Genomic DNA, 26,827 nt, shown 5'->3' on the forward strand with positions numbered 1-26,827 from the left:
CAGCCGGGCTTTGCAGCCTGCGTAAGGGCGAGGCTTACTTCTCGGTCTCTTCCGCAGCCGGGGCCGGCTCGGCGTCGTCGTGCTGGGCTTCCGGATCGAAGAACTCGCCGGCGGCGGCGATCGCCTCGGCCGCCGCATCGCGGTCCTCGTTGCGGGTGGAGATGTCCTCGCCGCGGTTGATGCGCTCGGCCTCGTCCTGGCTGCGCGCAACCGTGACACTGACCTCGACCTCGACTTCGGGGTGAACGGCGACGGTGATGGTGTGCTTGCCGATGGTCTTGATCGGCGCGTCGAGCTGCACCTGAGGACGGTTAAGCGAAACGCCGTCGGCCTCGAAGGCGACAACCACGTCACGCACCGTGACCGAGCCGAACAGCTGGCCGGCTTCCGAAGCCTGACGGATCACGATGATGTTCTTGCCCTCGATCTTCTCGGCGACCTTCGACGCCTCGCCCTTCGACGCGAGGTTGCGTGCCTCGAGGTCGGCCTTCATGCCGTCGTACTTGGCGCGGTTGTCGGCGGTGGCGCGCAGCGCCTTACCGCGCTTGAGCAGGAAATTGCGGGCATAACCGTCGCGAACCTTCACGACTTCGCCCATCTGGCCGAGCTTGCTCACGCGTTCCAGCAAAATGACTTCCATATTCGTTCTCCTTTTAAGTGCTCTGGGTTTTCAGGTTTCGGGTTGGACTTAAGTGGTCGGCAATGGCGGCGGTTGCCGGTTGCGCAGGAAGCGCTCGCGGAAGCCGAACACGGCATCCGCGAGCCCAAGGGCGGTCAGCAGCACAAGGCTCACGCTGAACATGAAGAGGATGGCGTAGACGGAGGTGAGCCAGAACGCGCGATTGGCGAGGTCGCGCGTGATGGTGTGCAGGACGGCAAGGCCGACCAGCGCATAGGCCATCATCAAGACGGTCGTGACGACGACGGCGAGAATGCCGGTCATTCCGCCGAAGAAGCTGAAGGCAAGCGCGATGCAGAGTGCGACCAGAGTCATCGGCGGCAGGCTCGTACCGTTGAGGTCCGGCCAGGGCCGATGCAGCCGCCCTGAGACAGAAGCGACCTTGGCGGCAAGCCAGAGGTTCAAGGTCAGCGTCGCCATCTGCGATGCGGCGACCAGAACCGGAATGACCGCGACCATCAGGCCGACGCATCTCCGTAACGGTCGTCTCGCTCACCAGTGAAAGAATTTTGGCGAAGCCGTTGCGCATCGCGTCGCTAATGGTCGACGCATCACTTCCCAGCGAAAACAGAGATCCAGCGGTCAGGAGCGTCGCCAGCGCCGCAATCCAGAGCAGGATACGTCCAAGCGGATACCATTCGACCTGGAGCGGTGCGGCATCGTTGCCGGCGACGCCGTCAGCCACGGGCCTTCCCAGCATGGCGAGATGGCCAAGCCACCAGGCCGGCAACGCGAACGCCAGACCATAGCCGAGGGCGAGGGGCGGGCTGAGCGCGCCGGCGATGACGAGCGTCGCGACGAGGCCACCAAGTGCGCCGCAGAGCGGTCCCCAGGCGATCGCGGCGAGCATGAGCGGCAGCGGAGCGAGGTAAACCAGGACGAGCGAGATCAGCGCGCCCGACAGGATCGAGGCGAACATCAGGGCCGACGCAGCGCCGGCGATCAGGGCTATCAGTCCAAATACCATCATCAGCTGTCCCGCTCCCTTCGAGCGGTTAGAGGCGCTTTGCCCCAACCATCGGCGACCGGACGACCCGGAAGCCTTATGAGTTCAGAAAATCACGACCGGCGGCGTGATCGCCGCCGGTCGAATTCGTCTTAGCGAATGACGTAGGGCAGCAGGCCCAGGAACCGCGCGCGCTTGATGGCGCGGGCGAGCTCACGCTGCTTCTTCGCGGACACCGCGGTGATGCGGCTCGGCACGATCTTGCCGCGCTCGGAGACGTAACGCATCAAGAGCTTGGAGTCCTTGTAGTCGATCTTCGGAGCATTGGCGCCCGTGAACGGGCAGCTCTTGCGACGACGGAAAAACGGGCGGCGTGCACCAGCTTCAGCCATTGTTCTTACTCCCCATCCGTCGTGGTTTCAGCGTCTTCGCGCGGACGGCGCGGGCCGCGATCGCCGCGGAAGCCACCGCCGTCGCGATCGCCACCACGGAAACCGCCTTCGCGGTCGCCACGGAAGCCGCCGCCTTCACGATCGCGGAATCCACCGCCACGGTCGTCACGCTCGCGATCGCGGTCGGCCTTGCGCATCATCGCAGACGGGCCTTCCTCGAGCTCTTCGACGCGGACGCTGAGATAACGGATCACGTCTTCGCTGATGCGCTCCTGGCGCTCGATCTCGGCGATCGCCGCGGAGGGCGCGTCGATGTTGAGCAGCACGAAGTGCGCCTTGCGGTTCTTGTTCATGCGGTAGGTGAGGGAGCGAACGCCCCAGTTCTCGGTCTTGGTGACCTTGCCGCCGAGACCTTCGACGATGCCGGTCATCTGCGCAGTCAGCTCTTCGACCTGCTGCGAGCTCGCGTCTTGGCGCGCGAGAAAAACATGCTCATAGAGAGCCATAGTCGTCCTTTCCTCATGTTAGCGCATCGCCCGGCGTCAAGCCCTTAAGAGACCTTCGGAAAGGACTCTGGGATTAAGCTCAGAAGGCGGAAACACGGGACGACGGGCCGACTGGCCCTGCCACACCAAAATCACGAATGATTTGCTGAGACCGTCCGTTCAGCTCCCGGCCGGGGTCTGCGGATGCGCGCCTTATACGGATTTTGGCCGGCTTGGCAAGGTTTGCGGCCGTGTTTTCGGCCCGGGTCGTTCCGGTGCGGGGTGGTGGGGACCGTCCTCCTATATCACTTCCGGCTTGATCTATTTGTTTGTATGCCATACAAATAAGTCAACGAGAGGATCCGATGGTGGAAAAGTCGGCCCAGGAGCCGTTTGAGGCGGCTGGCGACCCCAAGCATGCCGCGCGGGCGACGCGTTCGGCCGGACGCAAGATGCGTTCCCTGCTGCTGGACGCCGCCAGCCCGCTGTTTCGGGAGCGGGGGCTGTCGGGCACCGCGATCACCGATATCGCAGCCGCAGCGGACGCGTTCCCGAGCCAGATCACCTATTACTTCCGCACCAAGGAGGCGCTGTTCGTCGAATGCGCCTGCCGCGATCTCCTCTATCTGGCGCGCGCGACCGAGCAGGCCGCGCTCAAGGCGCGCACGCCGCGGGAATACACCCATGCGCTGGCCGAGACCGTGACCGCGAGCGATTCGATCGCCTTCTTCGCCGAGGCGCTGACGCTGACGCGGCGGCGGCAGGATCTGGCGCCGCTGGTCGAGCGCACCATCGAACGTTTGCATAGCGAGGGCGCGCGCGCCTATGCGAGCCAGGTCGCGCGCCATGGCTGGCGCTCGCTGCGTGCGCCCGACGAAAGCTCGCGGCGGTTCTGGGCCGTCGCCATCGGAATCATTCTCGAAGGCTACGCCATGGGCCGCTCGCCAGAGGCACTCTGCGCAGAGATGCTGCGCGTGCTCGGCGAGCAGGCGAAATCCACTGCTGACACTGCGCGCCTGCGTCTCGTCGACGAGCGCGACGCGTCCAACACTTCCAGTGAGGAGTAGGTCATGACCGCGCTTCGCATGCGTGCCCGCGATTTCCTGACCGACGATCAATTGGCAGACGTGCGCCAGCGTGTGACGTGGAAGGGCGTCGCCATGATCGCCCACGCCTGGGCGCTGATCATTGGCGCGATCGTGCTGGTCGCCTGGTGGCCCAATCCGATCACCTATGTTCTCGCCGTTGCTATCATCGGCTCGCGCCAGCTGGGCTTAGCGATTCTGATGCATGACGGCGCGCATGGTTGCCTGTCCGCCGACGAGAAGACCAATCTGGCCCTGAGCCAATGGCTCTGCGCCTATCCTCTCTTCGCCGAGACGCGCAGCTATCGCCGCTACCACCTGCAGCATCATGCACGCACCCAGCAGGAGGACGACCCGGATCTCGTGCTGTCGGCGCCGTTTCCGATCACCAGGCTGAGCTATCGCCGCAAGTTCATTCGCGACATCACCGGGCAGACCGGCTATCAGCAGCGCAAGGCGCAATTGCTCAACGCGATCGGTCCGAACGACTGGCCGTGGCGGCAGCGCGCCGCGCATTTCTGGGAAAAGCTCGGCCCGCAATGCCTCGTCAACGCTGCGATGTTCGCAGCGCTCGCGGTGGCCGGCGTGTGGTGGGCCTATCCGCTGCTATGGCTGGTGCCGCTATTGACCTGGATGATGGTCATCACCCGCATCCGCAACATCGCCGAGCATGCCGTCGTGCCCGACAGCAGCGATCCCTTGCGCAACACGCGCACCACGCACGCCAATTTTCTCGAGCGCCTGTTCATCGCGCCGTACTACGTGAACTACCATCTCGAGCATCATCTGCTGTTCTACGTGCCCTGCTACAATCTGCCGAAAGTTCACCGCCTGCTCAGTGAGAGCCGGCATGCCGAACGGATGGAGGTGCAGCCGGGCTACGCCGCGGTGCTGCGGCTCGCGACCGCGAAGCCCGATCGGGATGACCGTCCCGGCCAGTTGGTGAACAGCGCGCGCCGCGCGCAGGCCGGGGCGGCGGTCGACGCCAACCAGACCAACGGTGGATTCTAGGGGCAGAATCCCCGGTTGAATGCAGGCCGAAGTTCCCATCTTGGCTTGACATTTTAGCCCTAGGCGGGTCTACGGCCCCTTTCGGAGCATGGTCGGGAACCAAGGCTCGGGCCGGGCGTCATCGGCTGCCGGGTTCTCGAGGCACACGGCTCGAGCGATCCAGGGAGCGCCGATGACGGCAGCATTCACATTTCCGGGGCAGGGTTCCCAGGCAGTTGGCATGGGCAAGGCTTTGGCCGACGCCTTTCCGGCGGCGCGCGCCGTGTTCGACGAGGTCGATGCCGCGCTGGGACAGAAGCTGACGGCCACGATCTGGGATGGCCCGGCCGAAACCCTTCAGCTCACCGAGAACGCCCAGCCGGCCCTGATGGCGGTGTCTGTGGCCGCTCTGCGCGTGCTGGAGGCTGAAGCCGGGTTTTCCGTGGGACGGGACGCGGCTTTCGTTGCCGGCCACTCGCTCGGCGAATATTCGGCGCTGGCTGCGGCCGGCAGCCTGACGATCCCGGACACCGCGCGGCTGCTTCGCACCCGCGGTCTCGCAATGCAAAAGGCCGTGCCGGTCGGCGCCGGCGCGATGGCCGCGCTGCTCGGCCTAGATTACGATGCCGCCATGGAGGTCGCCAAGGAGGCGGCACAGGGGCAGGTCTGCCAGGCCGCCAATGACAATGGTGGCGGACAGGTGGTCGTCTCCGGCGACAAGGCCGCGGTCGACCGCGCCGTCGAGATCGCCAAGGCCAAGGGTGCCAGGCGCGCGATACTGCTGCCGGTGTCCGCACCATTCCATTGCAAGCTGATGCAGCCCGCCGCCGACGCCATGGCCGAGGCACTGTCCAAGGTCACGATCAAGGCGCCGGCTGCGCCGCTGGTCTCAAACGTGCTGGCAAGCGCCATCACCGATCCCGACGAGATCCGCCGCCGCCTGGTCGAGCAAGTCACCGGCACGGTACGCTGGCGCGAGTCGGTTGCCTATATGGCGGGGCAGGGCGTCACCCGTTTCTTCGAGATCGGCGCGGGCAAGGTGCTGACGGGACTCGTCAAGCGTATTGCCGATGGCGCCGTCGGCGTTGCCGTGGGCGGTCCGAACGACATTGCCGCCGCCAAGGATGCATTGGCCGCTGCGAAGCAGGGCTAGAGGAGTACTCGATGTTCGATCTGACTGGTAAAAAGGCGCTCGTCACCGGCGCGACCGGCGGCATCGGCGGCGCGATCGCGCAGGCCCTGCACGCGCAGGGCGCCACCGTCGCGATTTCTGGAACGCGCAAGGAAGTGCTGGACGAACTGGCCGGCAAGCTTGGCGAGCGCGCCCTCGTGCTGCCCTGCAATCTCTCCAAGGCCGACGAGGTCGAGGCGCTGGTCCCGGCCGCGGAAGCTGCGATGGGCCAGGTCGACATTCTCATCGCCAACGCCGGCATCACGCGTGACAATCTGTTCGTTCAGCTTCGTGATGAGGATTGGGACGAGGTCATCAACGTCAATCTGACCGCGACCTTCCGCTTAGCGCGTGCCGCCACCAAATTGATGATGCGCAAGCGCTTCGGCCGCATCATCGCCATCACCTCGGTGGTCGGCGTCACCGGCAATCCCGGGCAGGGCAATTACACCGCGTCGAAGGCCGGCCTGATCGGCATGATCAAGACGCTCGGCGCCGAATACGCCAAGCGTGGCGTGACCGCGAACTGCATCGCGCCCGGCTTCATCAAGACGCCGATGACGGATGCGCTCAACGACAAGCAGCGCGAGGCGATTCTGACCAAGGTTCCGGCCAACCGCCTGGGGACGCCCGAGGACATTGCGGCAGCCGCCGTCTACCTCAGTTCGAACGAAGCAGCCTACGTCACCGGGCAGACTATTCACGTCAACGGCGGCATGGCCATGATCTGATCCGCCGTTCCGCACTGCCCACATGGGCGGGGCAGGATGCGGCAAACGGCCGTTTCCGGAGCGAATTGAGGCGTGTAGTCAAGGCAATTGAAGTATGATAACCGGACCTTCAACGGATGGGCAAAGAACGCCATTGCAGGTTTTTGAAACCCTGTATATTGGCGATGCGGAGCCTTGGCCGTCGTTCGCCGGGCCTCCATCGGTTAAGGTGGGGCCAAATCAAAGTTCGTAAGCGAAGGCAGTCAACGACCACGACGGCTCGTATCGTCCCGGGGGGTCGGGTCTACAGGGAACAACACGAGGTTATGCAATGAGTGACATTGGCGAGCGGGTTAAGAAGATCGTGGTCGAACACCTTGGTGTTGAACCCGAGAAGGTTGTCGACGCAGCGAGCTTCATCGATGACCTCGGCGCCGACAGTCTGGACACCGTCGAACTGGTGATGGCGTTCGAAGAAGAATTCGGTTGCGAGATTCCGGACGACGCCGCGGAAACGATTCTCACCGTCGGCGACGCCACGAAGTTTCTCGAGAAGAACGCGAAGAGCTAAGGCTCTTCATTTCGCGGGGACAACATTGAAACCGGACGGGCCGCTTCGCAGCGGTCAGCCGGTTTCTTGTTATTGGCCGTGAATCTTTCGATGCGGAGTTTTCGGATATGAGGCGGGTTGTCGTCACTGGTCTCGGCATGGTGTCGCCACTCGGCTGCGGCGTCGAGCCGTCCTGGAAACGCATCCTCAACGGCGAAAGCGGCGCACGTAGGATCGAGAGCTTCGATGTCTCCGATCTGCAGACCAAATACGCCTGCACCGTCGTGCGCGGCGACGGCTCGAACGATACCTTCAATCCCGACAAATGGATGGAGCCGAAGGTCCAGCGCAAGGTCGACGACTTCATCATCTTCGGCATGGCCGCGGCCTGCCAGGCGCTCGATGATGCCAACTGGCATCCCGAGACCGAAGAGGACAAATGCGCGACCGGCACCATGATCGGCTCGGGCATCGGCGGCCTCACCGGTATTGCCGAGACAGCGATCCTCCTGAAGGAGCGCGGACCGCGCCGGGTGTCGCCGTTTTTCATTCCGGGCCGCCTGATCAATCTCGCATCCGGCTACGTCTCGATCAAGCACGGCCTGAAGGGACCGAACCATTCGGTGGTCACCGCCTGCTCGACCGGTGCGCATGCCGTTGGCGATGCTGCCCGCCTGATTGCGCTCGGCGATGCCGACGTCATGGTCGCCGGTGGCGCCGAGTCGCCGATCAGCCGCATCGGCATTGCCGGCTTCAACGCCGCGCGCGCGCTCTCGACCGCCTTCAACCAGACGCCGGAGAAGGCCTCGCGCCCCTACGACAAGGACCGCGACGGGTTCGTCATGGGCGAGGGCGCTGGCGTCCTCGTCCTGGAGGAGCTCGAGCACGCCCAGCGCCGCGGCGCGAAGATCTACGCCGAGGTGATCGGATACGGTCTGTCGGGTGATGCCTATCACATTACGTCGCCGTCGCCCGATGGCGATGGCGGCTTCCGCAGCATGTCGGCCGCGCTCAAGCGCGCCGGCCTCACGGCATCCGACCTCGACTACATCAACGCGCACGGCACCTCGACGCCGCTCGGCGACGAGATCGAGCTCGGCGCGGTGGAGCGCCTGCTCGGCAATGCCGCCTCCAAGGTTGCGATGTCCTCGACCAAATCGTCGACCGGCCATCTGCTCGGCGCGGCCGGCGCGATCGAGGCGATCTTCGCCATCCTCGCGATTCGCGATAATGTCGTCCCGCCGACCATCAACCTGGACAACCCGTCGGTGGAGACCGCGATTGATCTCGTGCCGCATAAGTCGAAGCAGCACGAGGTCAATGTCGCGTTGTCGAATTCTTTTGGTTTTGGCGGTACCAACGCGTCGGTGATCTTCCGCCGTCTGGTCCATTAGTTTGTGGTTGCGACGAATCCACCGTTTTGCCGTATTCGGCGATAGTCATGTCTGTGGGCGCGTGCATTTGGCTCGGCAAGCGATTGTCAGGCTGCGATTGAACCAGCAGGATTCAGGTTGCTTCGATGAGTGAAAGGCCGCCCATTTCGCCCCGGAGTCCGCGGGCAGCGCTCGAGCCCGAGCAGGTCCCGCCGCCGCCGAAGCGTTCGGAGCGGGCCCGCAACCCCTTTGTCGTGGTCGGCAACGCCATCATCACCCTGCTGCTGATCGCCATGCTCGGCGCCGGCGGCGCCTATTATTACGGCCGGCAGGTGCTCGAGGCGCCAGGGCCGCTGAAGGAAGATAAGATCGTCAACATTCCGCAGCGTGCCGGCAAGCGTGACATCGCCGAGACGCTGAACAAGGAAAGTGTGACCGATGTCAATCCGTGGGTGTTCATCGCCGCGGTGGCTGCGCTGAAGGCGAGCTCGGACCTGAAGCCGGGTGAATATTCGTTCCAGAAGAATGCCTCCCTGCGCGACGTCATCGCCACCATCGTCGAGGGCAAGGTGGTGCAGCATGCCGTCACGATACCGGAAGGCCTGACCTCCGAGCAGATCGTGGCGCGGCTGTCCGACAACGACATCTTTATCGGCAGCGTGCGCGAATTGCCGCGCGAGGGCACGCTGCTGCCCGAGACCTACAAGTTCCCGCGCGGGACCCCGCGCGACCAGGTGGTCCAGCGCATGCAGCAGGCGCACAAGCGCGTGCTCGCGGAGATCTGGGAGCGCCGCAGCCAGGACCTTCCGGTCAAGACTCCGGAGCAGCTGGTCACGCTCGCCTCGATCGTCGAGAAGGAGACCGGCAAGCCGGACGAGCGCAGCCGTGTCGCCGCCGTGTTCGTCAACCGGCTCAAGCAGAAGATCAAGCTGCAGTCCGACCCGACCATCATCTACGGCCTTGTCGGCGGCAAGGGCACACTGGGCCGCCCGATCAAGCGCAGCGAGATCACGCAGCCGTCGCCCTACAACACCTATGTGATCGAGGGTCTGCCGCCGGGCCCGATCGCCAACCCCGGCCGCGCCTCGCTGGAGGCGGCAGCCAACCCGGCCCGCACCCGCGACCTCTTTTTCGTCGCCGACGGCTCGGGCGGGCATGCCTTCACCGAGACCTACGACGCGCACCAGAAGAACGTCGCCAAGCTGCGCGCGATGGAGAAGCAGATCCAGAACGACACGGTCGAGCCGGTCGATGACGCACAGGCGCCGGCCGTCGCGCCCGCGGCTGCAGATACCGCGCCGACCGCGACCACGCCCAAGCCGACCCAGCAGAAGAAGCCGCCGGCGCGGCCCGCTGGTTCGGCCCCGGCGCGGCAGGGCGCGGTGCAGCCGTCGCCGCCGGTGATCCAGCGCTAGGCCTGGCCCGGCGTCAGCCCCTGCGCAGACCTGCCTACCGGACTTTGCGGATTCCACTTTCCTGCAAAATAGTCTTAAGATTCGCGTGGCCTGATGGCCTCGCGAATCCCATGTTTCCGGAGAATTTGACCTGATGGCGCTGTCGTCCATGACCGGCTTTGCCCGAAGCCACGGCGCAAGCGGGCCGTATACGTTCGAATGGGAATTGAAATCGGTCAACGCCAAGGGCTTTGACTTGCGGGTGCGGCTGCCGCAGGGGTTCGACGAGCTCGAGGCCCACGCCAAGAAGCGCGCCGGCGAGCTGTTGTCGCGCGGCACCGTCTACGCCAATCTGAACGTCAAGCGCGCCAATGCGGCCGCCACCGTCCGGGTCAATGAGGACGTGCTCAACGCCGTGCTGAAGGCGGCTGCCGTCATCGCCGGCAAGGTCGACGCGGTCGCGCCGAGCGTTGATGGCCTGCTTGCCATCAAGGGCGTGGTCGAGGTCGCCGAGCCCGAGGGTGACGAGGAGGAGGACAAGGCCGCGCGGGCTGCCGCAGCGGATGCCTTCGACAAGGCGCTCGCCGATCTCGTCGAGATGCGCAAGCGCGAGGGCACTTCGCTCGGCCAGATCCTGACCCAGCGGGTCGACGAGGTCGAGCAACTGGCGAAGAAGGCGGAAGCCGCGCCGGGCCGCAAGCCGGAGGCGATCAAGGCGAGGCTCGCCGAGCAGATCGCCGCGCTGCTGGACACGTCCGACCGTTTCGATTCCGACCGTTTGATGCAGGAAGCGATCCTGATCGCGACCCGCGCCGACATCCGCGAGGAGCTCGACCGCATCGCCTCCCACATCGCGCAGGCGCGCGAGCTGATCGGCAAGGGCGGTCCGATCGGCCGCAAGCTCGATTTCCTGGCGCAGGAGTTTCACCGCGAGGTCAACACCTGCTGCTCGAAGTCGAACGACATCGAGCTGACCAATACCGGGCTCGCCATGAAGAATGTGGTCGAGCAATTCCGCGAGCAGGTCCAGAATCTGGAGTGATCGATGACAACGGGCGGTCACGGAACTGACGGTGTCGAGCGGCGCGGGCTGATGTTCGTGCTGTCCTCGCCATCGGGCGCGGGCAAGACGACGCTGTCGCGGATGCTGATCGACCGCATGCCCGGCCTGCGCATGTCGGTGTCGGCGACGACGCGCACGATGCGGCCCGGCGAGGTCGACGGCCGCGACTATTTGTTCGTCGACAAGCCCAGGTTCGACGCCATGGTCAAGGGCGACGAGCTGCTGGAATGGGCCACAGTGTTCGACAACAGCTACGGCACGCCGCGTGCGCCCGTCGAGGCCGCGCTGTCGGCAGGGCAGGACGTGCTGTTCGACATCGACTGGCAGGGCACGCAACAGCTCCGCGAGAAGGCACGCGCGGACGTCGTCAGCGTCTTCATCCTGCCGCCGTCAGCCGCCGATCTCGAGAAGCGGCTGCATTCGCGTGCGCAGGATTCCGACGAGGTAATCCGCAAGCGCATGAGCCGCGCCAGCCACGAGATGAGCCATTGGGCCGAGTACGACTACATCGTTATCAACCACAATGTCGATGACGCCTTCGCCGAGGTGCAGTCGATCCTGAAGGCCGAGCGCCTCAAGCGCGAGCGGCGGACTGGCCTCGTGAGCTTCGTGCGAGGGCTGCAAGGTCAGCTTCAAGGCTAGCAAGGTCAGTTTCGGGGGCGGGCGGCGTCAGCCGCGGCCCTTCCGTCGCCAGCCGCTCCAGCATCGCCGTGATGATGTCGATGTCGGCGCCGGTAGCCTCTTCGCGCACATGTTCTTCATGCGCATCCGCGTCGTGCTTTGCCGGCTCTTCGTGGTGGACGTCGTCGGCGGCGAGCTGAGGCGCCGGGGGCTCGATCTCGAACTCCCCATCGAAATAGTCGATCCCGGTCTCGTCGGACTCTGCTGTCGCAACCTCAATGGAACGGCCCTGTGCAGCGATCCGGCCGATGGCGTCGGAGAATGCGGCGATCTGCGGGGCTTCCACACGCACGGCGTCGAAGTCCACCGGAAGCGGCCGCTCTACGCGCGGCGCCGGCTCGGTATGCCAGGGCGCGCGGCTGTCGTCGTCATCGTGACGATGGTCCCAGTTCACGCGGCGATCGGCCGTCTGGACGCGCACGCGTCCACCGGCGAAGCGATAAATCACGCTGGCGAGGAGGCCGGCGAGCGCCAGCGCGCCGCCGCTGACGAGCAGCAGCATTTGCAGCGATCCGGTCGGCTTGTCGGCGGGCGCGTCTGCCGCGGCAAGCGTCACCGGGGCAGGGGCTGCGGCCGGCTTCGCGCTCGGCTGTACAGACGCCGCTGCAGGTGCAACAGCCGTTGCAGGTGATGGCTGCGGTGCGGGCGAAGCGGGGGCGGCATCGGGCCAACGCGTGGCGACGGCGGCCTGCGCTGCATTTGCATCAGTGGTGCCGGGAGCCTGCTGGGCTGAGGCTGCGGCCGGCGCCGGCGTGCCCGCTGCAGCACTGGTCTGCGGCGCGATGTATTCAGCATGAGCATTCTGCACTGATTGCGGCCCGGCTGGAGGCGCATTCGGCGTATCGGCCGTCGCCTGCGCGCTCAGCGTGGCGTTAGCACCTTCCTTGGCACCTTCCTTGGCGCCTTCGGCACGCAGATACCAGCATTGCCGCTTGGTCGCGCGCTCGAGCCGATAGAACCAGTGCTGGCCCTGCGGCGCGACGCCCTTCGGCGAGGCGAGACAGTCGCTCGCGGCATTCGCCGTGCTTGCGGTGCTGGGTGCACTCGGCGCGGTCTGCGAAACAGCAGCCAGTGGTGCGCCGGCAATGATACTGCCAATCAGCGCGGATATGAAATTTGCGGTGCGGTTGCCCATCCTGGTCTCCCGGTTACGCATGACGCAACTCGTTACCTTCCCTTTCTCAACAAAGAGTTAGGTGGCAATGAGCCGCAAATCCGGAGAGGATGTGGCCTGAATCGGGCCTGCGCGGCTTTCGTTCCACCGCGAATTCAGGCTTTTTGCCGGCACTATTGCTTGCTTGCGGTCCAGGTTCCCGAGCAGCCGTCGGAGCGGCGGAAGGTGCCGGAACCGCTGCGCCCAGACAGGCGGCCGGCGCCGGTATAGGTGACGCCGCCTCCGGCTTGTCCAAACGTGTGCACCGAACCATTGGAGCTGACAGTCCCGCTGACGCCCTCGCCGATGACGCGGCCCGAGGTCACGACGGTTGCGCTGCTGGACGAGCCGCCACAGCCGACACTGATGACGGCCCAGGCGCCGTCGAAGCCGCCGCCGCCACCTCCGCCGCCGCTGCGCCGCGACGACGAGCGTTGTTCGTCAGCGGCCGGCTTGCTCCGGCGCGCCGATGGCGCGGGTTCGGCGGAGCGGTCCGAACGCGAGCCGGACAGCGATTTTTCGTCATTGCCGATCGAGCCGCCGGCGCTGCCGGATTGCGCGAAGGCCGATGGCGAGGCGAGCGAGACGAGAAGCGCGGCGAGGGCAAACTTGCGGCTTGCGGTGTTCGACATGAGCCAGAAATCCATCATCTAAAAAAATCAGCGGCAAAATCAGCGACCGGAGCCATCGGCACAGACGGCTCCAATAATGCGGCAAGCTTTGCCAGCCTTGCCGCAATCGTCAAGCGCGGCGTCCTTCGCGCGCTGCACGCCCTCGCGCTGGACCAGCGACCAGGATTTGTCCGAGATCGCGAACGCGCCGCAGCTTTTGCCGTAGAAGGACAGCTCGATCGGACATTTGGCGCCGGCGCAATTGCCGCGCGCATCCGCCACCGCCGCGCGCCGTGAAGCATGATTCCACGAGATGCCCCATTTGTTGCCGTCGGGGCCGTAGACGATCGAGCCCCACGGTTTGAGATCCTCCATCTTGCGCATCCGCAGCAGCAGGCCTTCGGTTGCCTCGCCTGTCGGCGCCATCGAAATCCGTTGCTGCAGTTTTGTGATCGCGCGGGTCAGTCCGTCGGGCGTATCCGGATCGAAATTGAGCTCGTAGAGCCGCTCGGCCAATTCGCTGAGCAGGGCAGCATCGCGCAGCGGCGCGCGGTCGGGATCGGCGCGCAGCCGGTCCGCCGGCAGCGGGTCGGGCTGCATCGCGGCGACCTGCGGCGGCGCGACTTGCGTTGGAGGCACGAAGTAGAAGGTGCCGTCGATCGGCGAGGACGACACCCAGGGCTGCTGCGCGCCTGAGGTGGCGCGCTTCACGGCAAGGCCGACCTGGTTGAACGTCTGGAATACGTCGAGGCCCGCGGTCCGGACCGTCGCGGCCAGTGCCTTGGTGTAGGGGCTGTGGCCGTCGCTGCCGTCCTGGGCGACATTGCCGGGCTGCGTGGCGTAGGAGATCAGCGTGCCCTCCGGCGCGCGCATCTGCGCAAGACCGCCGTCGGAGGAGCGCAGTCCGCGCGAGCCGAACGGGTTATTGCGGCAGGCATCGAGGATGACGAGGTTGAGCCGCGTGCCGGAGCCCTGCATCTGGCGCAGCACCAAATTGACGTCGGTCATCTGGAAGTCGACGTCGGCCTCGCGCGTCGGATTGGCGCCGACCGGCACGAGATAATTCGAGCCCGCGACCTGCACGCCGTGACCGGCATAGTAGAACAGCGCGACGTCGGCGCCCTGCACCTGCCGGCCAAAACTCTGCACGGCGATGTCCATCGCGCTCTTGTCGAGATCGAGCTGGGCGTGGCCGCCGACCAGCGTGAAGCCGAGCGTACTGAGCGTCTCCGCCATCAGGCTCGCATCCTTCGACGGGTTGTCGAGCGGTGTGATATTCTTGTACGCCGAGTTGCCGACGACAAGCGCGATGCGCTTCTCGGCTGATACCGGCTGAAGCGCGACGGCGAGCGTGGCCGCGGCGAGCGCTGCCAGCATCAGGACGCGATTGAAAACCCTCGCGTGCATCAGGGACCCCCAAAGCAATGCCGGCAATCTACCAGCCGGATTCGCTTGCGAAAAGCGGTACGACAATCTGTACCCGTCATGGCCTGTACGCCTCGCGGCCGGGAAGGGAGCATGACCTCGCATCCTCGCGGCAGGTTTTGCCCGAGCCTTGCGCCGTCACATCGCCCGATGGAAGCCAAAGGGCGCAGGGAAGGCCGGGCGCCGGCTGGCACCCGAGATCCGTGCGCTCTGGAAATGCACACGGGGTGGATCACAGGTGACGCCGGTCGCCCGGCCTTCCCTGCGCGGATGGTTTTAACGGTGTCCTTCGTGCTCTCCTCGGGGAGCGATGCACTATTGCCCCCGTCGTCTTGCGGATGGCTGATGCGCGCGCCCGGTCGGGCCGCCACATCACCGCAAGGCTTGACGCACAGACCCCGGGCGTCAGGACCACACGACTTCTCCGTCCGCGGACGGCTCCGCCTGAGTGCCGGAAGCTGGCGCGTGCTCACCCCCGGCGACCGACGAACCCGTTGTGACCGCACCGTGTCGTGCCGCGTCGCGCGAGGACTCACGGTTGCCCGCCCTGTCACCACGCAGACCGCGCCGGCGCTGCCGCGTCCACCGCAACCCGGCCCGCATCTCGTGACGATCGCGAAGCGCCCCTTTGGCAGGGCCGGGATGAGAGGTTATATGTCACAAATCCGAAATTCGGTAAAGTGGAATATTTTCGCGAGGAGGGATTGACGGGGTGTTTTGCCCGACGGGTCGCGGGCGTGGCCCGTTCGCAATGACGGAGGGAGCGGGGTCTTCTCACACTGATCCGCGGAACCAACTGGTGCTCATGTCGCGCTGATTAGGGCCTATGCGGATGGGGCTAGCGCGCTGTAAGGTTGGTCCCTGCGATGTCGTTTGACGGAGCACGGCCATGGCCCTTCAGGATCCCGGCAAGAGCAGCCCCACCGATGCTTCCACCTGGACGGCGGCAGGCGACGAGTTCGTTCTTCTCGACGCGGTTCAGCCGCCCGCCCGCATCGCGCTGGCACGCGAGCGCATGTTGCTGAGCCGGCTCTATCTCGGTCTGATCAGAAGCATCAACGACGATTATGGCGCGGAGTTCGTCAGGCAAAACGACAGTGCCACCTTCCGGACCATCGGCATCTACCTTTTCCTGCGAACGGCGATGTGCTCGCCGGTGCGGGCGAGCACGGTCGCGCAGGCGCTGAAATTGCCGCGCGCAACGGTGCTGCGACGTCTGGAGGACATGATCAAGCAGGGTTATGTCGAGCGCATCGGCAACGCCTACCGCGTGACCGACAAGGTCAATATCCCCGATCTGCAGCAGCGGTTGCAGCAGCGGATCGACATGATTCTGGAGACGGCCCGCGCACTGGCCGTGCTGAGGGATGCCGCGGGATCAACGCATTGACGGAAGGCTTTGGACGCTCCGACCTCACCGTCGAGGAGTGCAGGCTTTGCGAATCTACTTCCACACGCTCGCGAGCTTCAGTGCCAGCAGCCCGGGCACGCCGCTGATCAATCCCACCATCGCGTAGGATTGCGCGAACACGCCGGTCTGGATGAAGACCTGGCACGCGATGGCGAAGCAGATTGCGGTGAGCAGCGGGCAGGCGCAGCCGGCGATGATCGAGAGGTACCGTATCGCGGTTGCGACGGGCCTGGCGGAGGATGCGGAATCGTTCATGCAGGATCGTGCATGCAGGATGACAACTATGCGGCAGACGCCGCGTTGCTCCGCCGCGCAGGTGCAAAAGCATCACTTGCTTGCGCAGCAATCGACCAGAGCGCGCCAGATGCGCTGAATCTCGACCGTCCTCTGAAGCTCGAGGACGTGGTTCTGGTTTGTGTGAGGAGATCGGGGTTCGGAATGAAGTTCACGCGGCCCGATCCAGCGTTCGGAGATCGGATCGTACCATTTGCCCGGATTGACCACGCTCGTTTCTCCTCTTCTGATCCCCCTGGTGTCTGCGCTTAACCCATGCGCCGGTTGCTGGTGTTCCGGGTGAGGTTGCCGTGAGCGGCCTGCTCACGGATGTTCTGCTTCTCGTCGTCGCGATGGCCTTTGGTGGTGTCGACGGGAACCGTCGGCGCGCTGCTGGCGCCCTTGTGGCTCTGGTTTTCGTCGGGAACTGGCTGCACCGTTTTTGTCAGCGGCTTCGTCATGCGCTGAAACTCCGTCGTTGCCTTGACGAGGGGGCAACGCGCGGACGGTTCGAGGTGTTCCAGGTTCTGGCGCGAAGTGATCGGGTTGACCCGCGGCCTTAGTGCTTCGAGGCGTCCTGCTCGCCGGATGACGCGGCGTCCGTCGGCGACCGATTCTCCAGAGCGCGGACGTCAAGGGATCGCTCGTTGCCCGCGGTCTCGGTATTCTGCCGCGGTCCGCGGTATTTGCCGATCAGCCGCTTGATGTCGTCGACGGCTTGCAGCAAGGGCGGAGTCAGGGAGAACAACGCGCCCATCGCAATGGCGATGATGGTGTGGCGCAGCGAGACCTTTTCGTCCTCATCAAAGGCGTAAGCATTCTGGCCGATCGGGACAGGCGCGAGCCCGTTCGACGATCGCGGCTGATCAGATTTCCGCAGCTTGCGCGGCGGGAACATGATCACGACGAACAGTACGTTGATCAGGAGCCAGATGCCCAGAATGACAAGAAGGGTCCGCATTCCGCTCAAAACCCAGGGTGATACAATATGCTGTCGGCTTATGTAGGCATTGAACGGCCGTTCGCATCCCAATGCAAGTTGTGCTTTCGTTTGACGCAAGTTTCCGGTTAACCGGTTATCGGAATCCGGCAAGTCGGGGCGGGCGAGCGTGCCGCGTTGCACGCGCGCCACGCCTCGAACTCTGTTCTTGTCCGGAGAACTACGGAATTCGAACTGGAACGAGCCGAGGGCGTCGCCTGATGCCGCTAGCCGAGGCGGGCCTCGCGCGCGGCCGACCGGCGGTCGAAGGCCATTTGGTCGCGGTAGATGTCGATCGCCCTGTTGGCGAGCATCAACGGCCGGCGCTCGCCGGTTTTCAGCTGCGCTTCAATCGCATCGAGAATGATGTTCGCGGAGGTGTCGGGCGGGCCGAGCTCGCCGCTCTTCTCGAGGAAGCTCCAGGCGACGAAGAATGCGCTCTCGACGGTGCAGCGAATGGACATGCGCTGCCAACGCGGTGCAGCCGCAGCCGTTCCGAGCCTTGCATGAATTCCGAGTTAATTGCGCCAACGAAAGCGGCGATGCGAACCGAGGTGCCACACCTCTCCCGAAGGGAGAGGTCGGATCGCATCAAAGATGCGATCCGGGTGAGGGGTTACAGCCTCACCGAATGCTGCGGCCCCTCACCCGGATTGCACTGGACGATGCTTCGCATCGCCAGGCGCAATCCGACCTCTCCCCGCTGGGGAGAGGTGAACCCGAGCGAGCCGAAATCATCTGCGCTAGTTCTTCAGCACGATACGGCCGACCACGTGGCCTGCGCGCAGCTCGTCGATCCATTTCTGGACATCGCCCATCGGCTCCTCGCGCATCGGCGTCGGCTTGATCTTGCCGGCGCGGGCGAGCGCCATCAACTCGTGAGCTTCCGCGAGCGTGCCGACCATGAAACCCTCGACCGTAAGTCGCTTGTAGACCCATTGCACCATCGGCAGCGTGAACTGGCCGCCCATCAGGCCGGAGACCACGACCTTGCCGCCGCGCGCGGCAACCGTGACCGCAAACGCCATCGACTTTTCGTTGCCGGCGAAATCGACGACCTCGTCAAAACCGCCGTCGGTTTCCTTCAGGATGCGCTTGATCACGTCGGGCTCGGACGGATCGTAGGCGTTGGCGGCGCCGCTCCTCAGCGCGGTCTCGCGCGCGGCCGGCGAGAGATCGGCGACCGTGATCGGCTGCTTGAACATCGCTTGCGCGAACGACAGACCCATCATGCCGACGCCGCCGAGACCGATCAGCAGCAGATTGCGCTGGCGCGGACGGTCGACCAGGCGCTTGAGTGCGCCGTAGGCGGTGACGCCGGAGCACATCAAGGTCGCGGCCTGGTTGACGGGCAGCGGATCGTAATCGAGCAGATACTTCGCGTCAGGCACCAGCACGTGAGTGGCGAAACCGCCGTCGATGGAGACGCCGAGGAAGCGCTGTTTCGCACAAAGATTCTCGTCGCCGTTCTTGCAGTCGCGGCACTGGCCGCAGCCGATCCAGGGAAACACCGCCTTGTTCGAACCGACGAGGCCCGCCGGTACGTCGGGGCCGACTTCGTCGACGACGCCGGCGATCTCGTGGCCGAGCGTGAAGGGCAGCGTCATGCCGCGCGTGGTGTCGAGCTTCTTGCCGCCGCCGAGATCGGCATAGCCGTCCTGGATGTGCAGGTCGGAATGGCAGAGGCCGCAGCGCTCGATGCGCACCAGCACCTCGGCAACCTTAGGCTTGGGCGTGTCGACGATGGTCTCGCACAAGGGCGCATCGAACTTGACCAGCGACTGCCGACGCATCAACGCCATATTCCTTCCTCCGAAATTCTTGTTACTCAGCCTCGCTGCGTATATCCGCCAATTCGCGTGCCATGGCAACAAAGCCGGAGATGGGAATGGTCTCGGCGCGCCGCGTCGCATCGACGCCGGCCGCCTGCGCAAGCCGCGCGGGATCGACACCGAGCGATTTCAGGCTCTGGCGCAGCATTTTCCGGCGCTGGCCGAAGGCCGCGGCCGCCACCTGTTCGAGCATCTTGCGATCGCAGGGCAGCGGTTTTCCGCGCGGCACAAGCCGTACCACGGAAGACGTGACCTTCGGCGGCGGCACGAAGGCGGACGGCGAAATGTCGAACAGGATCTTTGTCTCGCAGCGCCAGTTGGCGAGCACGCCGAGCCGGCCATAGGCCTCCTCGTCCTCGCGCGCGACGATGCGCTCGCCGACCTCGCGCTGAAACATCAGCACCAACATATCGAACCAGGGCGGCCAGGGCTCGGTGGTGAGCCAGTTGATCAGCAACTGGGTCGCGATGTTGTAAGGCAGATTGGCGACGAGCTTCGCGCGCTCGCCGCCAAGGAGCGGCCGCGGATCGAAGGTCATGGCATCGCCATGCACGATCTCGAGCCGGCCGGGATAGCGCGCGGAAATGTCGTTCAGCGCCGGGATCGCGCGCTCATCATGCTCGATTGCGATGACGCGCCTGGCGCCGAGCGCGAGCAGCGCGCGTGTCAGCCCGCCCGGGCCCGGACCGATCTCGACGATGGTGCTGTCTTCCAGCGGCGCTGCCGCGCGGGCGATGCGCGCGGTGAGATTGAGATCGAGCAGAAAGTTCTGGCCGAGCGATTTGCGCGCCGACAGAGCGTGCTGGCGAATGACCTCGCGAAGCGGCGGGAGGTCGTCGATCGCGCTCATCAGCTGTTTGCAGCCGCCATGCGGCTGGCAAGCTTGAGCGCCGCGATCAGGCTCGCCGGGTTGGCCTTGCCGGTGCCGGCGATGTCGAAGGCGGTGCCGTGATCGGGCGAGGTGCGGATGAAGGGCAGGCCGAGCGTGACGTTGACGGCGTCGTCGAACGCCACCGTCTTGATCGGGATCAGCGCCTGGTCGTGATACATGCAGACCGCGCAGTCATAGGTGTTTCGCGCGGCTTCGTGGAACATGGTGTCGGCGGGCAGAGGTCCCCTGGCGTCGATGCCGTCATTGCGCAGAACTTTAAGCGCCGGCGCGATCACGGTCTGCTCCTCATGGCCGAGCGAGCCGTCCTCGCCGGCATGCGGATTGAGGCCGGAGATCGCGATCCGCGGCCGCGCAATGCCGAAGCGGGATGTGAGCTCGGTTGCGACGATGCGCACGGTCGAGACGATGAGCTCGCTGGTGAGCTGGCTGAGGGCCTCCCGCAAGGAAACGTGGATCGTCACCGGCGCCACGGCGAGTCGCGGCGACCACAGCATCATCACCGGTTGCGGTACGCGGCCGTCGGTGGCTGCGAGCTCGGCGAGGAATTCGGTGTGGCCGGGATGACGGAAGCCCGCGCGGTAAAGCACGCTCTTGGCGATCGGGTTGGTGACGACGGCGCCGGCGCGGCCGGCGCGGACGTCGCTGACCGCCTGGCGGATCGAGGCGAGCGCGGCCGGTGCACTCGAGGCATCGGGCTTACCGGGCGCAGCGGTCGCACGCTCGCCGGTCGCAGCCACGGGCAGGGCGTCGGCAAAGGCGGTCTCGGCTTCGCCCGGGTTCACCGCGGCGATCCTGATCTCGGCACCGAGTGCTTTGGCGCGCTGCGCGATCAGCGCCTCATCGCCGAGCAAATAGAAGGCGGGAAGGCTGAGCTCGCGGCGCCTGAGCCAGGCCGCAATGGTGATGTCGGGGCCGATGCCGGCGGGCTCTCCGAGCGTCAGTGCAAGGGGTTTTGCGGGAGCGGCCATCAGCGGTTGCGATATTCAATCATCGCCGCTTTGCGGAGCTCGTCGAGATAGGCCTTCTGGGTCTTCTCGTACTTCTCCGTATACATCTTCTCGCGGATCTCGCGCTTCTTCGGCGTATCGATCGTGGTCGGCTTGCGCGAGCACAGCACGACCATCTCGATGCCGGCCTTGGTCACCTCGGGGGCCGTGAGGTGGCCGATCGGGGTGTCGTCGAGCACCTTGCGCAGCGGCTCCGGAAGGTCGGCCGTCGTCTTGGTGACGCTGTCGCGGATGGTGGCGTTCGGCGTCGAACGGAACAGCGAATTGGCTTCCTCGCAGCTTCCGACACGCGAGCGATATTGCTCGGCTTCCTTCATCCGCGTCTCCTGGAAGGCCGGGGACGAGCCGCGCGGCACGATCAGCACGATCGGCTGCATCTTGTATTCGGTGCCCTCGATCTGCAGCTTCTCCTCGCCGCCTTCGCGCACCTTGTCGGCGACGTCCTTCTCGCCGACCATCAGCTTCTCCTTGAAGCGGCCGCGCACGAGGCTGGTCCAGACCATCTCGGACCTCATGCGGTTCTTGAGAGCTTCAGGACGTACGCCCTTGCTCTCCAGCGACTTGGTGAGCTGATCGGGCGAGATGCGCATGCGCTGCGCCATGCCCTCGTAAGACTGGTTGATGTCGGAAGCGCCGGGATCGACGCCGTATTTCTTGCCTTCCTTCAACTTGATCTTGTCGTCGATCAGCACGTTGATGACGTCCTGGCGGTTCGGGGTCTTCTGCGTCGTCAGTTGGTCGAGCTTGGAGCGCTGCTCAATGTCGAAATCGGTGATGGGGTCGCCATTGACCATGACGACGATGTTCTGCGCACGCGCAGGTGCGCCGGCGAGAACCAGTGCGGAGGCCAGCACGGCGCTCAGCACGAGGAGGGGGAGGCGGAAGACAGGCAATCGGGTCGTCATGGTTGTCGCTCGCATGTCAGCCGAGATGATCCTGCGATCGGGAACAGGCCGGCCGGCACTTCAGACTGTTACTGGTAGCCGGCGGAGCTGCTGCTGCCGGTCGAGGTCGCCAGCGTGCGCAGGCCGATCTGGAACATGAACGCGTGGCTCAGCACGGGCGGGGTGGTGCCCGCGGAATAGCTATACGAAGTTACATAGTTCGCCGCCAGCACGAAGCAATCGTCGACGTAGCCGGCGCCGAGCACATATTGGTTGATCTTGTTGGCCTCGAGGTCCCAGCGCGCCGAACCCGTCACCACCCAATTGGTCGCGACCTTGATCGAGCCGGTCGTCAGGATGCCCTCGCGGCGGGTCAGGTAGCCGAGCTCCGGCTGTGCCGCGTAATTGCCGTACAGCACGCTGACCGACCAGCGATTGAAGTTGGCGCGGCCTTCCGCCTCGAAGCGCTGGATGTTCCAGGTCTGCTCGTCCATGCGGGAGCGGACGCTGAACGTATAGGTGCTGTTCGGCGAGTAGGCGGCGCTCGCCACGTAATCCGAGCGCGGCTTGTCGAGGCCGGAATTGATGCCGGTATTGATGGAGTCCTGCACCGCGTAGGAGTTCATGCCGAACAGCTGGTAGGACTGACCGAACAGCACCTTGACGGCGCCACCCTTGTCGAACTGCGTGGTGGACTGCACGCCGACATTGGCGCGGCCGCCGCCCTCGACGCGGTCGTAGCCGGAGAACTTGTCAACGCTGAACAGGTTGGAGGCGTCGAACACCATGCTCTGCGCATCCTCGTTCGGGAGCTTGCCGGCATAGGTTTCGTTCGGGCGGATGATGATCTGCGCGATCGGCTCGATGGTGGTCGAGCCCCAGGGCTGAACGTTGATGAAGGGATAGCGATATTCGAGGCCGACGGTCGGCATCAGGCGGAACGCCTGGGTGTTGCCGACGGGCAGGTAGTTCGACACGCCCGGCTGGTTGGAAACGTCGGCGTTGATCGCGTCGGCGCGCAGGATCGCGAACGGCGTCCAGATCTCGCCGAACGGATCGGTGAAGGACTTGCGCCACTGCGCCTCCGCCGTCAGGCGGGTGTAGGTGCCGGGGAAGCCGCGCAGCAGGCACTGCGACGGCGTGCGCGCGAGCGGATCGGCCGAGGTCGTCGTGCACAGGCCGTTGGTATTGGCCGTCGTCGTGATCGGGTCGAACGCCGCGTCGTTACGGGTCAAGTTGACGAAGTTCGTCTTGTAGGAGAACTCGCCGCCGAACACCGGATAGTTGAGCACATTCGAGTAGTCGATCACGGGATAGACGACCGGGACCTGCTGCTGGTTGCCCGAGAAGCTCGTCCAGTACATCGTGCGCGCGTCGAAGAAGCTGCGATTGCCGACGCCGGTCAGATACAGCTGCGACAGCGCATCCGTCGGCAGGTTCAGGAACGAGCCGAGCGGATCGCGATAGGCCGACAGGCGATAGTCCGACATGAAATAGTAGTCGGACAGCAGGACGCCGTCCCAGCCCCAGACCCATTTGTCGTTCAGCGCGAACTGGCCCTTGGTCTCGATGCCGCCGCGGAACTGACGGTCGCCCGGCTGGCCGGCGAAATTGCCGGGGTTGAGCTGGTCGATGCCGTAGACGCGGACCTGGTAGGCGCCGTCCATCAGGCGCTGGCGGAACTCGGCCTGGAACAGCACGCCCTGCTTGGAGGTGATGCGCGGGCTGAAGGTCGCGTCCATGTCGGGCGCGATCGCCCAGTAGAACGGGACTTCGACGCCGTAGCCGAACGCCGTGTAGGAGGTGAAGCCCGGCATCAGGAAGCCGGTCTTGCGCTTCACGGTCGGGTCGGGCGTCGAGAAATAGGGCATGTAGGCGAGCGGCACGCCGAAGAATTCGAGCTGCGCCGTCTCGAAATACAGCATCTTCTCCTGCTGGTCGTGAATGATGCGGGCGCCCTTGACCTGCCAGAGCGGGGGTTTTTTCGGATCGTCCTTACACGGCGCGCAGGCGGTGTAGACGCCGTTCTCGAACACCGTGTAGTTGCCGGAGGAGCGGTCGGCGCGGGTCGCGGCCATGCGGGTCTGGTCGGCGGTGTCAACGCGCAGCGAATCGACGAAACCGTCGCGGTAGTCGTCGGAGAGATCCAGGATCTCGGCATAGGTGATCTTGCCGTCGGCATCCGTCATGCGGATGTTGCCTTCGGCATGGAGCCGCTTGGTCTTCTGGTCGTAGATGACCCGGTCGGCCTCGACGCTGGTGCCGTTGTAGAACAGCTGGACGTTGCCGACCGCGGAGACGCGCGAATTGTTGTAGTCGTAATCGACCTCGGTCGCCTGCACGAGCATCTGCCCGTCATTGGCGGCCTTCGGCGGCGTCGGGCGTGGCGGCCGCGGATTATAGGTGTAGCTCTGGGCGGCAGCCGGCGTCACCGCGGCAACATTGATCATGTCGGCGAGCGATGCGGTCGCGATCAGGGCGAGCAGAAGCCAGCGGACAGACAAGCCGTATCCGTTCGCGCGCACGGGGGTGCGCAACGCCAAACCAGATACGTGTCCTCGGCGGACGGCCGTCACTATCCGTCCTCCTGGTACAGCAAGGCCAAAAAGCCGGTGAGGCCGCCCACCACCGCGGGCAACCACGCCGCAGCGATCGGATGCATCAACTCAGCCTTGCTCAAGTCTTCAGTCACTTTCGACAAAACGTAGAGCAGAAAGCCTGCGCCCACGCCACTCAAAACCATCTTCTGTACGCCGCCCATCCGGAAGAAGCGCAGCGACACGGAAGCCGCGAGCATCACCATAGCGGCGAGCAAAAACGGCTGTGCCAGCAGCTTGTGATACTGGAGTCGATATCCGGCTGTCGCGAACCCCGAGCTCTCCGATGAGCGGATGTAGCTCGGTAGTTGCCAAAAGGACACAGTCTCGGGTGTGGAAAAGCTGTTGCGGACCTGCGCTTCGGTCAGGGTTGTCGGAATCTCCATGCTGGCCTGGTCGACCGGCGGGGCATCGAGCGAGAAGCGTCGCACGCCCTTGAACAGCCAGTGGCCGGCCTCGAGCGTCGCCTCGCGCGCCTCGACCCGCTCCTTGAAATGCTGCTCTGTGTCAAACCGGAACAGCGTGAGTCCCGTCAGCCGGACGCCCTGCTGCTCGCTGCGCGCTGCGTTGATGATGGTCTGGCCGTCGCTGGTCACTTGGTTGAGCCAGAAGCCCGAGGCATCCTGGATGCCGCCGCCGGGCGCCGAGCCGAACAGCTCTGCTTCCATGCGCTTGGAGAGCTCGCGCAGATTCGCCGACATCGGATTGTAGGCAACGGTGGCGATCACGCCGATCAGGAGCGCGCTGCCGAGTGCGGGCGAGATGAACTGCCAGGCCGAGATTCCGGCGGCGCGCGCCACCACGAGCTCGAGCCGGCGGGAGAGGGCGAGATAGCAGGTCATGGCGCCGATCAGCATGCAGAACGGCGTCAGCTTCTCCAGCAGTTGCGGCACCCGGAACAGCGAGGTCTCGGCCACCATGATCGCGGACGCCGACGCGAGCCCTGAGGTCTTGCGCACCATCTCGATGTAGTCGACCAGCACCAGCAGCAGGAAAATGCTCGCGAACACGCCGAGTGCGGCGACCACGAAGCGGCCGGCGAAATAGCGCCCGAGCGTATTGGTTAGCATGCTCATGCGGCGGCCGGCCGCCCGAACAGCCGCGCGATACGCGCGTTCGATCTGTTGATGGCTTCCATCAGGCCGGCAGGCGGCTCGACCACGACGCCGCCGACGATCAGCCACATGCCGGCGCCGATCGCGACCGCCAGCATCGCATATTGCACGGCGGCCGCGATCGGTGACTTCACAGCCATCACCGAGCAGGCAAATCCGGCCATGCGCAACCCGAACACCGCGAGCACCGAGCCGCCGATCGAGAAATTGCGGCTCTGGCGCGTGGTGCGCGGCGCGCCGAGGAAGGCGAAGGTCAGCGCCGCAAACGCGAACGGATAGAGCGGCGCCATCAGGCGGTCATGCAGCTCGGACCAGAACTGGCCGGGCACCGCCTTGTAGACGGGATCGTCCTCGGACGGCGAGAACAGCTCCCAGAGATAGCGCTCGCGGATGCCGAGGGTGACGTCGTGGCCCTGGTTGGAGAACTTCGACATGTCGAAGCCGTAGCGGCCGAACGCCACCAGCGCAGGATCGCGCTTGCCGGCCTCGAAGCGCTGGAGGTTGCCGTCCTTGAGCACCAGGAACGATCCGTTGTCGTTCTTCACGACCTCGCCGTGCTCGGCGACGATCGAGACGCGCTCGTTCGGATCGCGGCGGTCGTCGATGAAGATGCCGGCGAGGATGCCGCCGGGCTGCCGCTCGCGGATCCGGATCGTGAGGTTCTTGTCGAGCTGGGCGAAGCGGCCCGGCTGCAGGATGTTGGTGAGCACGTCGGCGGTGATCTCGGCGTCCCATTGCTTGATCCGCCGCATGCCGTCGGGGGCGAGATAGGCCGAGATGAAGGCGACCAGCAGCGCCACCACGCAGGTCGCGTAGAAGAACGGATAGAACAGCCGGAACGGCGAGAAGCCGGCGGCATTCATCACGATGATCTCGGAATCGGTCGCGAGCTTGTTCAGCGTGTGCGAGATCGCGATCATCAGCGCGATCGGCGAGATGATCAGGATCAGCGCCGGGATCACGAGCCCGGTGATGCCGAGGAAGGTCAGGATGGTCTGACCCTGGCTGGTCATCAGATCGATGCCGCGCAACGCCTGCGTAATCCAGATCACGCCGGTGAGGCTGACCAGGACGAGCGCAAACGACGCCAGCGTCGTGCGGAAAATATACCTGTCGATTGACCCCATGC

Annotated in this window: 29 protein-coding genes; 11 read left to right on the forward strand and 18 right to left on the reverse strand. The window is 65.0% G+C overall.

The window, feature by feature from the left end; translation table 11 throughout:
* Positions 1–34: 34 nt before the first annotated feature.
* The 4 genes from rplI to rpsF form a co-directional block, all read right to left on the reverse strand.
* Positions 35–640, reverse strand: a complete 606-nt coding sequence (gene rplI / locus ACP2YP_RS17895) for a 50S ribosomal protein L9 (RefSeq protein WP_426425693.1) — start codon at positions 638–640, stop codon at positions 35–37.
* 48 nt (positions 641–688) lie between these two features.
* Positions 689–1,138: a DUF2232 domain-containing protein gene (locus ACP2YP_RS17900; RefSeq protein ID WP_426425694.1), complete on the reverse strand. Its 450-nt coding sequence runs from the start codon at positions 1,136–1,138 to the stop codon at positions 689–691.
* A 639-nt stretch (positions 1,139–1,777) separates the two neighbouring features.
* A complete protein-coding gene (gene rpsR / locus ACP2YP_RS17905; RefSeq protein ID WP_007592020.1) occupies positions 1,778–2,017 on the reverse strand; it encodes a 30S ribosomal protein S18 in 240 nt (79 codons plus the stop codon).
* A 5-nt stretch (positions 2,018–2,022) separates the two neighbouring features.
* The gene (gene rpsF / locus ACP2YP_RS17910; RefSeq protein WP_426425695.1) at positions 2,023–2,523 is read right to left on the reverse strand and encodes a 30S ribosomal protein S6; all 501 of its coding nucleotides are present in this window, start codon (positions 2,521–2,523) and stop codon (positions 2,023–2,025) included.
* Positions 2,524–2,867: 344 nt separating this feature from the next.
* Here rpsF and ACP2YP_RS17915 point away from each other — a divergent pair, with 344 nt between their 5' ends.
* From ACP2YP_RS17915 to gmk, 9 genes are all read left to right on the forward strand, one after another.
* Positions 2,868–3,569 (forward strand): TetR/AcrR family transcriptional regulator C-terminal domain-containing protein, encoded by a 702-nt coding sequence (locus ACP2YP_RS17915; protein WP_426425696.1) that lies wholly within the window; start codon positions 2,868–2,870, stop codon positions 3,567–3,569.
* Positions 3,570–3,572: 3 nt separating this feature from the next.
* Positions 3,573–4,598, forward strand: a complete 1,026-nt coding sequence (locus ACP2YP_RS17920; RefSeq protein WP_426425697.1) for a fatty acid desaturase family protein — start codon at positions 3,573–3,575, stop codon at positions 4,596–4,598.
* Positions 4,599–4,770: 172 nt separating this feature from the next.
* A complete protein-coding gene (gene fabD, locus ACP2YP_RS17925; protein WP_426425698.1) occupies positions 4,771–5,730 on the forward strand; it encodes an ACP S-malonyltransferase in 960 nt (319 codons plus the stop codon).
* An 11-nt stretch (positions 5,731–5,741) separates the two neighbouring features.
* Complete coding sequence (gene fabG, locus ACP2YP_RS17930; protein ID WP_426425699.1) at positions 5,742–6,479, forward strand: 3-oxoacyl-[acyl-carrier-protein] reductase; 738 nt, start codon at positions 5,742–5,744, stop codon at positions 6,477–6,479.
* A 310-nt stretch (positions 6,480–6,789) separates the two neighbouring features.
* Positions 6,790–7,029 carry an acyl carrier protein gene (locus ACP2YP_RS17935; protein ID WP_008130699.1) on the forward strand — a complete coding sequence of 80 codons (240 nt, stop codon included), beginning with the start codon at positions 6,790–6,792 and terminating at the stop codon, positions 7,027–7,029.
* Positions 7,030–7,136: 107 nt separating this feature from the next.
* Positions 7,137–8,402: a beta-ketoacyl-ACP synthase II gene (fabF, locus tag ACP2YP_RS17940; RefSeq protein ID WP_426425700.1), complete on the forward strand. Its 1,266-nt coding sequence runs from the start codon at positions 7,137–7,139 to the stop codon at positions 8,400–8,402.
* A gap of 125 nt (positions 8,403–8,527) precedes the next feature.
* A complete protein-coding gene (gene mltG, locus ACP2YP_RS17945) occupies positions 8,528–9,796 on the forward strand; it encodes an endolytic transglycosylase MltG (protein WP_426425702.1) in 1,269 nt (422 codons plus the stop codon).
* 133 nt (positions 9,797–9,929) lie between these two features.
* Positions 9,930–10,817 carry a YicC/YloC family endoribonuclease gene (locus tag ACP2YP_RS17950; protein ID WP_426425704.1) on the forward strand — a complete coding sequence of 296 codons (888 nt, stop codon included), beginning with the start codon at positions 9,930–9,932 and terminating at the stop codon, positions 10,815–10,817.
* 3 nt (positions 10,818–10,820) lie between these two features.
* Entirely contained in the window at positions 10,821–11,480 is a 660-nt protein-coding gene (gmk, locus tag ACP2YP_RS17955) for a guanylate kinase (protein WP_426425706.1), read from the forward strand.
* Here the strand turns inward: gmk and ACP2YP_RS17960 are convergent.
* The 3 genes from ACP2YP_RS17960 to ACP2YP_RS17970 form a co-directional block, all read right to left on the reverse strand.
* The gene (locus ACP2YP_RS17960) at positions 11,413–12,654 is read right to left on the reverse strand and encodes a hypothetical protein (protein ID WP_426425707.1); all 1,242 of its coding nucleotides are present in this window, start codon (positions 12,652–12,654) and stop codon (positions 11,413–11,415) included. The genes gmk and ACP2YP_RS17960 overlap by 68 nt on opposite strands.
* A 152-nt stretch (positions 12,655–12,806) precedes the next feature.
* Positions 12,807–13,304 (reverse strand): hypothetical protein, encoded by a 498-nt coding sequence (locus ACP2YP_RS17965; RefSeq protein ID WP_426425709.1) that lies wholly within the window; start codon positions 13,302–13,304, stop codon positions 12,807–12,809.
* Between the two features lie 39 nt (positions 13,305–13,343).
* Complete coding sequence (locus ACP2YP_RS17970; RefSeq protein ID WP_426425711.1) at positions 13,344–14,690, reverse strand: caspase family protein; 1,347 nt, start codon at positions 14,688–14,690, stop codon at positions 13,344–13,346.
* A 907-nt stretch (positions 14,691–15,597) separates the two neighbouring features.
* Here ACP2YP_RS17970 and ACP2YP_RS17975 point away from each other — a divergent pair.
* The gene (locus ACP2YP_RS17975; RefSeq protein WP_426425713.1) at positions 15,598–16,098 is read left to right on the forward strand and encodes a helix-turn-helix domain-containing protein; all 501 of its coding nucleotides are present in this window, start codon (positions 15,598–15,600) and stop codon (positions 16,096–16,098) included.
* 54 nt (positions 16,099–16,152) lie between these two features.
* Here ACP2YP_RS17975 and ACP2YP_RS17980 read toward each other — a convergent pair whose 3' ends face one another.
* A complete protein-coding gene (locus tag ACP2YP_RS17980) occupies positions 16,153–16,374 on the reverse strand; it encodes a hypothetical protein (protein WP_426425715.1) in 222 nt (73 codons plus the stop codon).
* Positions 16,375–16,386: 12 nt separating this feature from the next.
* On the opposite strand from ACP2YP_RS17980, the gene ACP2YP_RS17985 reads away from it, so the two are divergent.
* Complete coding sequence (locus ACP2YP_RS17985) at positions 16,387–16,665, forward strand: hypothetical protein (protein WP_426425717.1); 279 nt, start codon at positions 16,387–16,389, stop codon at positions 16,663–16,665.
* Here the strand turns inward: ACP2YP_RS17985 and ACP2YP_RS17990 are convergent.
* From ACP2YP_RS17990 to lptF, 10 genes are all read right to left on the reverse strand, one after another.
* Complete coding sequence (locus tag ACP2YP_RS17990) at positions 16,662–16,853, reverse strand: hypothetical protein (RefSeq protein WP_426425719.1); 192 nt, start codon at positions 16,851–16,853, stop codon at positions 16,662–16,664. The two genes, ACP2YP_RS17985 and ACP2YP_RS17990, sit on opposite strands and share 4 nt — an antisense overlap.
* Before the next feature lie 98 nt (positions 16,854–16,951).
* On the reverse strand, positions 16,952–17,524 hold the full coding sequence (locus ACP2YP_RS17995; RefSeq protein WP_426425720.1) for a hypothetical protein: 573 nt from the start codon (positions 17,522–17,524) through the stop codon (positions 16,952–16,954).
* A gap of 74 nt (positions 17,525–17,598) precedes the next feature.
* On the reverse strand, positions 17,599–17,835 hold the full coding sequence (locus ACP2YP_RS18000) for a hypothetical protein (protein WP_426425722.1): 237 nt from the start codon (positions 17,833–17,835) through the stop codon (positions 17,599–17,601).
* Positions 17,836–18,114: 279 nt separating this feature from the next.
* On the reverse strand, positions 18,115–19,173 hold the full coding sequence (locus ACP2YP_RS18005; RefSeq protein ID WP_426425723.1) for an alcohol dehydrogenase: 1,059 nt from the start codon (positions 19,171–19,173) through the stop codon (positions 18,115–18,117).
* Positions 19,174–19,195: 22 nt separating this feature from the next.
* Complete coding sequence (rsmA, locus tag ACP2YP_RS18010; RefSeq protein WP_426425725.1) at positions 19,196–20,053, reverse strand: 16S rRNA (adenine(1518)-N(6)/adenine(1519)-N(6))-dimethyltransferase RsmA; 858 nt, start codon at positions 20,051–20,053, stop codon at positions 19,196–19,198.
* Positions 20,053–21,063 (reverse strand): 4-hydroxythreonine-4-phosphate dehydrogenase PdxA, encoded by a 1,011-nt coding sequence (gene pdxA / locus ACP2YP_RS18015; RefSeq protein WP_426425727.1) that lies wholly within the window; start codon positions 21,061–21,063, stop codon positions 20,053–20,055. The genes rsmA and pdxA overlap by 1 nt, the downstream gene beginning before the upstream one ends.
* Positions 21,063–22,007 (reverse strand): peptidylprolyl isomerase, encoded by a 945-nt coding sequence (locus tag ACP2YP_RS18020; RefSeq protein WP_426425729.1) that lies wholly within the window; start codon positions 22,005–22,007, stop codon positions 21,063–21,065. The genes pdxA and ACP2YP_RS18020 overlap by 1 nt, the downstream gene beginning before the upstream one ends.
* Positions 22,008–22,075: 68 nt before the next feature.
* Positions 22,076–24,562, reverse strand: coding sequence for an LPS-assembly protein LptD (locus tag ACP2YP_RS18025; RefSeq protein ID WP_426425731.1), 2,487 nt, complete (start codon positions 24,560–24,562; stop codon positions 22,076–22,078).
* Positions 24,562–25,659, reverse strand: a complete 1,098-nt coding sequence (gene lptG / locus ACP2YP_RS18030) for an LPS export ABC transporter permease LptG (RefSeq protein WP_426425733.1) — start codon at positions 25,657–25,659, stop codon at positions 24,562–24,564. The genes ACP2YP_RS18025 and lptG overlap by 1 nt, the downstream gene beginning before the upstream one ends.
* Positions 25,656–26,825: an LPS export ABC transporter permease LptF gene (gene lptF, locus ACP2YP_RS18035; protein ID WP_426425735.1), complete on the reverse strand. Its 1,170-nt coding sequence runs from the start codon at positions 26,823–26,825 to the stop codon at positions 25,656–25,658. The genes lptG and lptF overlap by 4 nt, the downstream gene beginning before the upstream one ends.
* Positions 26,826–26,827: the final 2 nt, after the last annotated feature.

Origin of the sequence: Bradyrhizobium genosp. A, from assembly GCF_049949275.1 — a bacterium.
Classification (GTDB): Bacteria; Pseudomonadota; Alphaproteobacteria; order Rhizobiales; family Xanthobacteraceae; genus Bradyrhizobium.